This window comes from Falsiroseomonas oryzae, assembly GCF_027856955.1.
Classification (GTDB): Bacteria; Pseudomonadota; Alphaproteobacteria; order Acetobacterales; family Acetobacteraceae; genus Falsiroseomonas; species Falsiroseomonas oryzae.
Genome location: NZ_JAPSMD010000150.1, coordinates 1 through 11,867, shown reverse-complemented (window position 1 = coordinate 11,867; position 11,867 = coordinate 1). Strand labels below are relative to the sequence as shown.

General features: G+C 71.1%; 6 protein-coding genes. All 6 read left to right on the top strand.

The features are described 5' to 3' along the window. Positions 1–149: 149 nt before the first annotated feature. Positions 150–1,208, top strand: coding sequence for a 5-(carboxyamino)imidazole ribonucleotide synthase (locus tag OZN99_RS15530; protein WP_270936161.1), 1,059 nt, complete (start codon positions 150–152; stop codon positions 1,206–1,208). Between the two features lie 214 nt (positions 1,209–1,422). After that, positions 1,423–2,541 (top strand): OmpA family protein, encoded by a 1,119-nt coding sequence (locus OZN99_RS15525; RefSeq protein WP_270936160.1) that lies wholly within the window; start codon positions 1,423–1,425, stop codon positions 2,539–2,541. A gap of 177 nt (positions 2,542–2,718) precedes the next feature. Then, complete coding sequence (locus tag OZN99_RS15520) at positions 2,719–3,804, top strand: OmpA family protein (protein ID WP_270936159.1); 1,086 nt, start codon at positions 2,719–2,721, stop codon at positions 3,802–3,804. Positions 3,805–4,090: 286 nt separating this feature from the next. Continuing rightward, positions 4,091–4,861 (top strand): DUF1194 domain-containing protein, encoded by a 771-nt coding sequence (locus OZN99_RS15515; RefSeq protein ID WP_270936158.1) that lies wholly within the window; start codon positions 4,091–4,093, stop codon positions 4,859–4,861. 84 nt (positions 4,862–4,945) lie between these two features. Continuing rightward, a complete protein-coding gene (locus tag OZN99_RS15510) occupies positions 4,946–7,369 on the top strand; it encodes a calcium-binding protein (protein ID WP_270936156.1) in 2,424 nt (807 codons plus the stop codon). A 159-nt stretch (positions 7,370–7,528) separates the two neighbouring features. Further along, positions 7,529–11,867, top strand: a 4,339-nt coding sequence (locus tag OZN99_RS15505) for a beta strand repeat-containing protein (protein ID WP_270936155.1), incomplete at its 3' end; no start/stop codon positions are given.

Sequence of the window (11,867 nt, the reverse complement as noted above, 5' to 3'; positions counted from 1 at the left end):
GACCCGGCGCTGGCGCGGCGCCTGGCCGCCTGGCGGGCTGCCCGCACCGCCGCCGTGCCCGAAAGCCCGACGTGACGACGGCCGTCGCGCGCGGGCCGCTGCCGCCCGGCTCCACCATCGGGATCCTGGGCGGCGGGCAGCTCGGCCGGATGTCCGCGCTGGCAGCCGCCAAGCTCGGCTACCGCTGCCATGTCTTTGCGCCGGAGCCCGACAGCCCCGGCATGCAGGTGGCCGCCGCGCGCACCGTCGCGCCCTACGAGGATGCCGCCGCCCTGGCCGCCTTCGCCGCCGCCGTGGACGTCGTCACCTTCGAGTTCGAGAATGTGCCCGCCGCCACGCTCGACGTGCTCGAGCCGCTGGTGCCCTGTCGGCCGGGCGTGCAGGCGCTGCGCATCGGCCAGGACCGCATCCTGGAGAAGCGCTTCGCCGAATCGGCCGGGCTGCAGGTCGCGCCCTGGCGCGAGGTGGCCACGCGCGCCGATCTCGACGCCGCGGTCGCGGCGCTCGGCCTGCCGGCGGTGCTGAAGACGACCCGACTCGGTTACGACGGCCGCGGCCAGGCCGTGCTCCGCGCGCCGGAGGACCTGGACGCGGCCTGGGCGCGGCTCGCCCCGCGCCCGCTGGTGCTGGAGGCCTTCATCCCTTTCGAGCGGGAGCTCTCGGCCATCGCCGCGCGCGGCGCGGACGGCGCGCTGGTGACCTTCGCTGCCACCGAGAACCGCCACGCCCGCCACATCCTGGACCTCTCCATCGCGCCGGCCCCGGTGCCCGAGGGGATCGCCGCGGCGGCGCGCGCGCATGTCGCGCGACTGGCGGAGTCGCTCGGCCTGGTCGGGCTGCTCGCGCTCGAGATGTTCCTGCTGCCCGACGGGCGGCTGCTGGCGAACGAGATGGCGCCGCGGCCGCACAACTCGGGCCATTGGACCATGGACGCCTGCCTCTGCGGGCAGTTCGAGATGCATGTGCGGGCCGTCGCCGGGCTGCCGCTGCCCGACCCAGGCCAGCATCACGATGCGGTGATGAAGAACCTGGTCGGGCCGGACCTGTTCGGCCGCTGGGCGGCGTTGGCGGCACAGCCCGGCGTCGCGCTGCATCTCTACGGCAAGGCGGAGGCGCGCGAAGGCCGCAAGCTCGGCCATGCCACGCGGCTTCTGCCCGGTGGCGCGGTCGCGGCCGCGGCGAATCCAGCCCTGTTGGCCCCCGGATGACGCCAGCGCGCAGTCTGTGACTACTTCGCCACACTGCGTTCTTTCTGTGCCGGTCATGCTGTCAGCGCGCCGAATCAGGTGTTAGGGTGCGTTGCACGCATCGCCTGGGACGCGATGGGATCTGGCGGTACGGGCGGGGCGAGGCATCGCCCGGACGTTGCCGCCGAACCCAGGACGGGGTCGGTGCATGGAATTTGGTTCGAGGAGAATCCGCATGAGCCTCAAGAAGGCGCTTCTTGCCGCGACGGTGCTGGCCCTGCCGGTCGCCGCGCAGGCGCAGCCGGTCACCGGCCTCTACGTCGGCGCCGGTGCTGGCGTGAACTGGCTGATGGACAGCGATCTGACGGTTGGCGGCAACGCTGCCAACGTGCTGCAGGCCAACGGCTTCACGCGCTCCGGCACGGCCTCCTTCGATGTGGGCTGGGTGGGCGTGATCAGCCTGGGCTACGGCTTCGGCAACGGCGTCCGCGTCGAGGTCGAGGGCAACTACCGCGAGAACGACACCGACTCGGTCTCCGGCTTCGGCGCCTCCCGTGGCCCGAACGCCTTCTCCGGCAAGGTGCAGAGCTACGGCGTGATGGCGAACGCCTTCTATGACTTCGACCTCGGCCCCGGCTCCTTCGTGATGCCCTACATCGGCGCCGGCGCGGGCTACGTGATCGCGAACTGGGACAACGTCCGCGTCCGCAGCGGCACCACGACCAACACCCTGACGATCGACGGTGACGTTGGCAACTTCGCCTACCAGCTGATCGCGGGCGCCGCCTTCCCGATCGCAGCCGTGCCGGGCCTGGCGATCACCGCCGAGTACCGCTTCATGCAGGTGCTGTCCGGCGACGTGGATGGCACGATCCGTAATGCGAGCGGCACGGTGGTCGGCCGCCCGAGCGGGATCGAGACGGAGAACCTGAACCAGAGCCTGCTGCTCGGCATCCGCTACGCCTTCGGCGCGGCCCCGCCGCCGCCGGTCGCTGCCCCGGCTCCGGCCGCGGCCCCGGCCCCGGCGCGCACCTTCCTGGTGTTCTTCGACTGGGATCGCGCCGACCTGACGGACCGCGCCCGCCAGATCATCGCCGAGGCGGCGACCAACGCCCAGCGCGTTGGCACCACCCGGATCGAGGTCTCCGGCCACGCCGACCGCTCCGGCACGCCGCAGTACAACCAGCGCCTGTCGGAGCGCCGCGCCAACGCGGTCGCCGCCGAGCTGGAGCGTCGTGGCGTTCCCCGCTCCGCGATGGTCATCCAGGCGTTCGGCGAAAGCCGCCCGCTGGTCCCGACCGCGGACGGCGTGCGCGAGCCGCAGAACCGCCGCGTCGAGATCGTGCTCCGCTGATCGCGGTCGCACAGTCCGAGACTGGGAGGGGCGCCGAAAGGCGCCCCTTTCCATTTTCAGGACTGATTTTTTGCGCCACCGGCTGGGTTGCTTCGCGAATCGCCCTTTTGTTGATCGTCGCAGGCTGTATCCTCAATCGTTGATCAGGTCTGGGTCCGCATGCGGACGGAGGTTATGATGACTGTGAAGCAGGCTCTTCTGGCAGGTGTCGTCCTGGCCCTGCCGGCGGTGGCGCAGGCGCAGCCGGTGAGCGGCTTCTATGTCGGCGGCGCCATCGGCTTGAACTGGCTGTCCGATTCGGACATCACGGCCACCAATGCGGGTCTCGCCGGCAGCAGCGGCCAGGCCACCTTCGACTACGGCTTCGCCGGCGTCGTCAGCCTGGGCTACGGCTACGGCAACGGCCTGCGCTCCGAGGTCGAGGCGAGCATCCGCTACAACTACGTCAACGACATCAACGGCTTCGGCCGCCCGCGCAACAGCTACTTCTCCTCCGGTGCCGCGCAGTCCTGGGGCGTGATGCTGAACGCGCTCTACGACTTCAACCTGGGCTGGCCGGTCTCGCCCTATGTCGGCGTCGGCCTCGGCGCCATCAACCAGGACTACCAGAACGTCCGCCAGACCGCGACGAGCGGCCCGGTGAACGTCCTCATCATTCCCGGCAGCGAATGGGCGCTGGCCTGGCAGGCGATGATCGGCGCCTCGCTCCCGCTGCCGGAGGTGGCGCCCGGCCTCGCCCTGACCGCCGAATACCGGATCATGGGCACCGAGGATCTCGGCCTGAACAGCTTCCTTTTCCGCCCGACCGGCCGCACCCCGGGTACGGCCACGGTGGAGAACCTGAACCAGAGCGTGCTGCTCGGCGTGCGCTACGCCTTCGGCGTCGCGCCGCCGCCGGTCGCCGCCCCGGCCCCCGCCGCGGCACCCGCCCCCGCGCGCACCTTCCTCGTGTTCTTCGACTGGGACCGTGCCGACCTGACCGACCGCGCCCGGCAGATCATCGCCGAGGCTGCGGCCAACGCGCAGCGCGTGCAGACCACGCGGATCGAGGTGGCCGGCCATGCCGACCGCTCCGGCACGCCGCAATACAACCAGCGCCTGTCGGAGCGCCGGGCGCAGGCCGTCGCCGCCGAACTCGAGCGGCAGGGCGTGCCGCGCTCCGCCATGGTCATCCAGGCGTTCGGCGAGAGCCGTCCGCTGGTTCCGACGGCGGATGGCGTGCGGGAGCCGCAGAATCGGCGCGTCGAGATCGTGCTCCGCTGAACCGAGTCGGATCGCCGGACCTGACGCGGGGCGCCGAAAGGCGCCCCGTTGTTGTTTTGGCGTTGTCTTCCTGACATTGCCGACATGACAGGCAGAAAGCTTTGCCGGCGTACAAGGCTGGCAAGGCAGCGCGCGCCCAATTCGTGGGCAAACGCCTGTCGCGCAGACAGTTTTCGACGGATGAGCGGTTGAGGTTCGTCGATCTGCCCGTATAACTAGCAGCCGAGGAGCGAAGCGCCAGGCGACCCGTGATGGTCGGTTCCACCGGATCTGAAAGGCGCTCCCCATGCTGCTCCCGCCTCGCAAGCCCCTCCTCGCCGGTCGCCGTGCCCTGCTCGCGGCGGCGCTCGCCGCGCCGGCCCTGCTCCCGACGCGCGCCCGCGCGAACGAACCGGAGCCGGTGGATGTGGAACTGGTCCTCGCCGTCGATGTCAGCCGCTCGGTGGACCAGGAGGAACAGGAACTGCAGTTCCGCGGCTACGCCGCCGCCTTCCGCGACCCGAAGCTGATCGAGGGCATCGCCGGCGGCCCGCTCGGCCAGATCGCCGTCACCCTCTTCACCTGGTCGGACTGGCACATCCAGGAGCACCTGGTGCCCTGGATGAAGATCGACGGCCAGGCGGCGGCCGAGCGCGTGGCCGCCGCGATCGACGCCGCCCCGCGCCGCACCTGGCTCTACACCTCGATCTCCGGCGCCGTGGACTATGCCGCCAACCTGTTCGGCCGGGGCTACGAGGGCACGCGCAAGGTCGTGGACATCTCCGGCGACGGCGTGAACAACTCCGGTCGCCCGCTGGCCGAGGCCCGCGCCGACGCGCTGGCCAAGGGAATCGTGCTGAACGGGCTGGCCGTGCTGGACCGCACGCCGCAGCCCTGGTCCGCTGGCCTGCCCCCGCTGGATGACTACTACCGCACCGAGGTGATCGGCGGCCCCGGCAGCTTCCTCATGGTCGCCGAGGGCTTCGACGCCTTCGAGACCGCGGTGAAGCGCAAGATCATCCGCGAGATCGCCGCCGCCCCGCCGCCCGGGCCCCTGGTGGAACGCGCCTACGCCTGACGCCCGCGGGGCGCCCGCCTTGGCGCCCCGCCCCCTGGAAGGATAAACTCGACCCCGCAACGAGCGCGGCCTGGGGGCGGGGACATGGCGATCATCTCGGGGAATGGCGACCCCAACACCATCACCACCACCACCAACAGCCTCAATCCCCTCCTGCTCGCCACGAACTTCGCCGACAGCATCGCCGGCCTCGGCGGCGCCGATTCGCTCGCCGGCGGCCTGGGCAACGACACGCTGCTGGGCGGCGATGGCAACGACACGCTCGACGGCGAGGGCGACGGCGACCGGCTCGATGGCGGCGACAATGCCGACCTGCTGCGCGGCGGCACCGGCGGCGACACGCTGCTCGGCGGCACCGGCAACGACACGCTGAACGGCGGTGCCGGCCCGGATTCGATGGATGGCGGCGACAACGACGACAGGTTCCTGATCGACGGCGCCGTGCTGGGCGAGGTGGACCTGATCGATGGCGGCCTCGGCCGCGACACGCTGGACTTCACCGCCTGGGCCACCCTGCCCTTCCTGGCGCTCGACCTGGCCGCCGGCACGCTGCGCGGCGGCAATGCCGCGAATGTCCTGCTGCTGATGGCCCAGATCGAGCCAGCCAGCATGGAGAACGCCATCGGCAGCGGCTTCGGCGACCTGCTGGCCGGCGACGGCGACGCCAACCTGCTCGAAGGCCGCGACGGCGCCGACACGCTGCAGGGCGGCACCTCCAACGACACGCTGCTGGGCGGCGCGCAGAACGACCTGCTGCAGGGCGGGGCCGGCAACGACAGCCTGAACGGCGGCACGGGAGCGGACACCATCGAGGGCGGCGACGGCGTCGACTGGGTCGGCTACGCCGATGCCGCCAGTGCCGTCAGCATCCAGCTGAACAACGACACCGCCGGCGGCTTCGGCGCCGCGGCGGGCGACTGGATCGCCGGGGTCGAGAACATCGACGGCAGCGCGCATGCCGACGACCTGTGGGGCGTCAACGCGACCGCCTTCAACCACCTGCGTGGTCGCGGCGGCAACGACCAGCTCTTCGGCGGCTTCGGCGACACGCTCGAAGGCGGCAGCGGCGCGGACAGCTACTACGTGACCGTGCCGGGCGTGACGATCGTCGACGACAATGAGGCCGGCGTCGCGGACACCGTCTTCGCCTACTTCACCTACCAGCTTCCCGACCTGGTCGAGAACCTCACCCTGCTCCCCAGCGCCGGCGCCGCCGCCGGCTTCGGCAATGGCCGCAACAACCACATCGCGGGCAACGACTCCGCCAACATCCTGGCCGGCCACGACGGCGACGACAGGCTGGATGGCGGCGGCGGCGCGGACGTGATGATCGGCGGCGGCGGATCCGATCAGTACATTGTGGACGATGCCGGCGACGTGGTGGTCGGCGATCAATTTGACCGCGTCTTCGCCTCAGCCTCCTTCGCGCTGGAGGGCACTGGCGTGCGGTTTCTGCAGCTGACCGGCACGGCCGACATCGACGGCACCGGCAGCGCGGAGCGCGACGACATCACAGGCAATGCCGGCGCGAACCTGCTGCGCGGGCTCGGCAGCCCCGACACCCTGCTGGGCGAAGGCGGCAACGACACGCTCGAAGGCGGCGATGGCGGCGACGGGTTGCAGGGCGGCAGCGGCGCGGACCTCCTGCTCGGCGGCGCCGGGAACGACGGCCTGGTCGGCAACGAGGACGCCGACACGCTGTACGGCGAGGCCGGCAACGACTTCCTCGTCGGCGGCGGCGGAGAGGACTGGCTCTCCGGCGGCGCCGGCAACGACACGCTGGATGGTGAGGCTGGCGCCGATACGCTGCAGGGCGGCCTGGGCGACGACCGCTACATCATCCTGGACATCGGCGACCGCGTGCTGGCCGACCCCGGCGGCTACGACGTCGTCGTCTCCGCCGTGTCCATCCGCCTGGCCCCCGGGATCGAACAGCTCAATCTCGTCACGAACGACGCCGTGACCGGCACCGGCAATGCCGGCGACAACGCCATCATCGGCAACATCGGCAACGACCGGCTGCTCGGCCGCGCCGGCGCGGACGGCCTGTACGGCCAGAACGGCGACGACCTGCTCATGGGCGAGGAGGGCGCGGATACGCTGTCCGGCGGAAGCGGCGCGGACCGCCTGCTCGGCGGCGCCGGGAACGACCTTCTGGACGGCAACGACGGACCCGACGTGCTGACCGGCGGCGAGGGCGCGGACAGCTTCCGCTTCAGCCTCGTCGACCCGCACGACGCCGCCGACCGCATCCGCGACTTCGACCGGGCCGAGGGCGACCGCATCCTGCTGCACGGCAGCGGCCTGCCCACCGGCGCGCTCGATGCCGCGGCCTTCCGCGCCCATCCTTCCGGCTGGGCCGTCACCGCGGCGCAGCGCGTGACCTACGAGACCGACAGCGGCCGCTTATGGTTCGACCCCGACGGCAGCGGCGCCGCCGCCCGCCAGCTGGTCGCGCAGCTCACCGGCGCGCCGGACCTGACCGCCGCGGACATCTGGGCCGTGTAGGGCCGGCCCTGCCGCGACGTCCGGCAGCAGCATCCCAGACAGTCTCACGCAGAGGTTGTGCGGGCCGCGTCGAATTTTCGACGAATCCGTTAATGGTCTGCTGACGGTTCGTTCCGAAGCGCCTAGCCTGCGCGCCGAAGCGGAGCGGATCGGCGGGTCATGGCCATCATCGCAGGCACCATCAACAACGACACCATCACGCCCGTCACCATCGCGGGGATCTCGGCGGGCGTCAGCGGGACACCCGGCGACTTCGCCGACAGCATCCAGGGCGACTTCGGCAACGACCTGATCGACGGCGGCGGCGGCAACGACACGCTGCTCGGCTCCTCCGGAAACGACACGCTGAGCGGCGGCATCGGCGCCGACAGCCTGCTCGGCGGCACCGGCAACGACCTGCTGGTCTACACCACCGGCAACGACACGCTGAACGGCGACTTCGACAACGACGGCTTCGACCTGAACGCAGCCGGCGACCTCTCGGGCTCGGTCTTCGATGGCGGCAGCGGCACCGACAGCGTGGATCTGCGGCAGTTCAACAACGGCGGCGCGGTGCAGCTCGGCACGACCCTGCCCTTCATCAACATCGAGGTGCTGGACACCTTCCTGACGCATTTCCTCGGCACCGCCGGCAACGACTTCTACGATTTCCGCCCCTTCGGCCGTGTCTCGCCGACCTTCGGCCTACCCGCCGAGATCCGCCTGCTCAGCGCCGGCGCCGGCGCCGACACGGTCTACACGGGCGATGTCGACCTGACGATCCTGCAGTTCCAGAACCCGCCCGACCAGTTCTTCAACAAGATCCTCGGCGAGGGCGGCGCGGACCGGCTGATCGGCGGCGCCAGCTTCGACCACATGGATGGCGGCACCGAGAACGATACGCTGGAAGGCTTCGGCGCGGCCGACAGCCTGGCCGGCGGCGACGGCGCCGACAGCCTGCTCGGCGGCGACGGCGCCGACACGCTCAACGGCGGCAACGGTCCGGACACGCTCGACGGCGGCAACGACAGCGACAGCCTGATCGGCGGCAGCGGGGACGGCGACAGCCTCTTCGGCGGCGAGGGCGCCGACACGCTGGATGGCGACGATGGCCCCGACACCCTGCTCGGCGGCGGCGGCAACGACTACATCTTCTCCTCGAACGGCACGGATGTGATCGTCGGCGGCACCGGCGCCGACACGATGGACGCCACCTTCTACAACTTCGACTACCTGGTGAACCTGACGACAGGCGCCAGCAACTTCTTCGGCGAGAGCTACACCGAGCTTGAAGGCCTGCTCACCGGCAACGGCAACGACACGCTCACCGGCAACGCCGCCGCGAACCACATCCGCAGCGGCGGCGGCGGCGATACCGTCCTCGGCGAGGCCGGCAACGACACGCTGAACGGCGAGACCGGCAACGACACGTTGAACGGCGGCAACGATGCCGACAGCCTGGTCGGCGGCGACGGCAACGACCGGCTGTTCGGCGAGGCGGGCAACGACACGCTGAGCGGCGGCGGCCCGCTCGACCCGGTGGACGAGGACACGCTGGACGGCGGCGCCGACAACGACAGCCTGCTCGGCGGCCAGGGTGCCGACAGCCTGGTCGGCAACACCGGCAACGATACGCTGAACGGCGAGGCCGGGGCGGACCGGCTGGATGGCGGCTTCGGCAACGACAGCCTGCGCGGCGGCGACTTCGCCAACGACCTGCTCGACGGCGGCGAGGGCAACGATACGCTGGACGGCGACGACGGCGGCGACACGATGCTCGGCGGCGGCGGCGACGACTTCATCTTCTCCTCCGACGGCTTCGATTCGATCGACGGCGGCACCGGCGCGGACACCGTGGATGCCAGCTTCTTCGGCGGCAACTACCGCATCGACCTGCTCACCGGCACGACCAATTTCACCGAGTCCTTCGTCAACCTCGAAGCCGCCATCTCCGGCAGCGGCGCCGACACGCTCCTCGGCAACGCCGCCGCCAACCGCCTGGTCTCCAATGGTGGCGCGGACAGCCTCACCGGCGCCGGCGCGAACGACACGCTGAACGGCGGCGCCGGCAACGACACGCTGCGCGGCGAGGCCGACAACGACAACCTCGACGGCGGCGTCGACGCCGACGACCTCGACGGCGGCGCGGGCAACGATTCGCTGTTCGGCGGCACCGGAAATGACAGCCTGGCGGGCGGCGGCGGCAACGACTCGATGGATGGCTGGGAGGGCGACGACACGCTGCGCGGCAGCACCGGCAACGACACCATCCTCGGCTGGTCCGGCAACGACGCCATCATCGGCGGCGGCGGGGTGGACAGCCTCTACGGGGAAGACGGCGACGACGGCTTCGACCTGAACGGCATCGCCAACCTCACCGGCTATGTGGTGAACGGCGGCCCCGGCACCGATACGACCCCCGGCGACTACGACCGCGCAGACCTGATCGAGGGCGACCTCCAGCTGGGCACCACGCTGCCCTTCGTCTCGGTGGAGGAACTCGACACCTTCCTCACCGTCTTCCGCGGCACGGCCGGCGACGACATCTACGACTTTGCCGGCATCAAGGCCTACCTGCCCGGCTTCGGGATCTACTACTTCTTCGACGTCCGCACCGGCGGCGGCAACGACCGCGTGACCATCGGGGACTGGGCGACGGACGGCTATGCCCATTCGATCCAGCTCGAGGCCGGCGCGGACACCTTCACCGGCGGCGCCCAGGCCGAATTCGTGCAGGGCGGCACCGAGAACGACAGCCTCTCCGGCGCCGGCGGCAACGACACGCTGGACGGCGAGGCCGGCAATGACACGATATCCGGCGGGACCGGCAACGACAGCCTGCTCGGCGGCATCGACAACGACACGCTGGACGGCGGCGAGGACCAAGACACGCTGGCTGGCGGGCACGGCAACGACAGCCTGAACGGCGGCACGGGCGCCGATTCCCTGGTCGGCGGCGACGGCAACGACACGCTGAACGCCGGCGGCGGCTTCGGCGACGCCGCCGATGGCGGCATCGGCGACGACCTGATCTTCGCCGTCTTCGGCAACCCCGAGACCATCATCGGCGGCACCGGCGCCGACACCATCGACACCACCGCCTTCGCAGGCGACTACGCCGTGAACCTCCAGACCGGCGCGACGAACTTCACCGGCGAGAGCTTCACCGAGCTGGAGGCCATCGTCGCCGGCCTCGGCAACGACACGCTCACCGGCAACACCGCCGGCAACCATATGCAGGGCGGCGGCGGGAACGACAGCATCCGCGGCGCCGGCGGCGTCGACACGCTGGATGGCGGACAGGGCAACGACATCCTCTACGGCGAAGCCGACTTCGACAGCATCCTCGGCGGCGAGGGCAACGACACGATCTTCGGCGACAACTTCGATTCCGGTCCCAACCCCGGCGAGGCCAACTTCGACATCCTGTTCGGCCAGGGCGGCGACGACAGCATCGAGGGCGGCCCCGACATCGACCAGATGGATGGCGGCAGCGGCAACGACAGCGTCTTCGGCGGCAGCGGCAACGACAGCATCAACGGCATCGACGGCAACGACAGCCTGCGCGGCTTCAGCGACTTCACCCTGCCCGGCGCCGTGGACGGCAACGACAGCATCACCGGCGGCACCGGCAACGACACCCTGCTCGGCGAGGCCGGCGCCGACACGCTGGATGGCGGCGCCGACAACGACAGCCTGGACGGCGGCAACGGCGACGACAGCATGATGGGCGGCGACGGCCGCGACACGCTGCAGGGCGGGATCGGCAACGACGTGCTGCGCGGCTTCGCCGCCGGCAGCCCGCTCTCCATCGTGGATGGCGATTCGCTGTTCGGCGGCCAGGGCGCCGACTCGCTCTACGGCGACGCCGGTTCCGACTCGCTGGAAGGCGGGACGGAGAACGATCTGCTCGACGGCGGCGGCGCCCCGGACGTGCTGCGCGGCGGCGACGGCGCCGACACGCTCTACGGCGACAGCTTCGACGCCGGCGTCGATCCCATCACGCCGCATTTCGACACCCTGTTCGGCGACGACGGCGACGACCTGATGATCGGCGGCGCCGATTTCGACGACATGCTCGGCGGCAGCGGCAACGACACCATGGCCGGCGGCAGCGGCAACGACGCGCTTCTGGGCGAGGCCGGCAACGACAGCCTGCGCGGCTTCAGCGACGCCACCCTGCCCGGCGCGCTGGACGGCACCGACAGCCTGGCCGGCGGCAGCGGCAACGACACGCTGGACGGCGAGGCGGGCGACGACACGCTGGATGGCGGTGCCGACAACGACAGCCTGCGCGGCGGCGCCGGCAACGACAGCCTGATGGGCAGCGTCGGGACCGACACGCTGGATGGCGGCACGGAGGCCGACACGCTCGATGGCGGGAGCCAGGCCGACAGCCTGTCCGGCGGCACCGGCAACGACCGCCTGCTCGGCGGCACGGAGGCCGACATCCTGGATGGCGGCGCGGATGGCGACACGCTGGATGGCGGCGGCGGCAACGACAGCCTGCTCGGCGGCG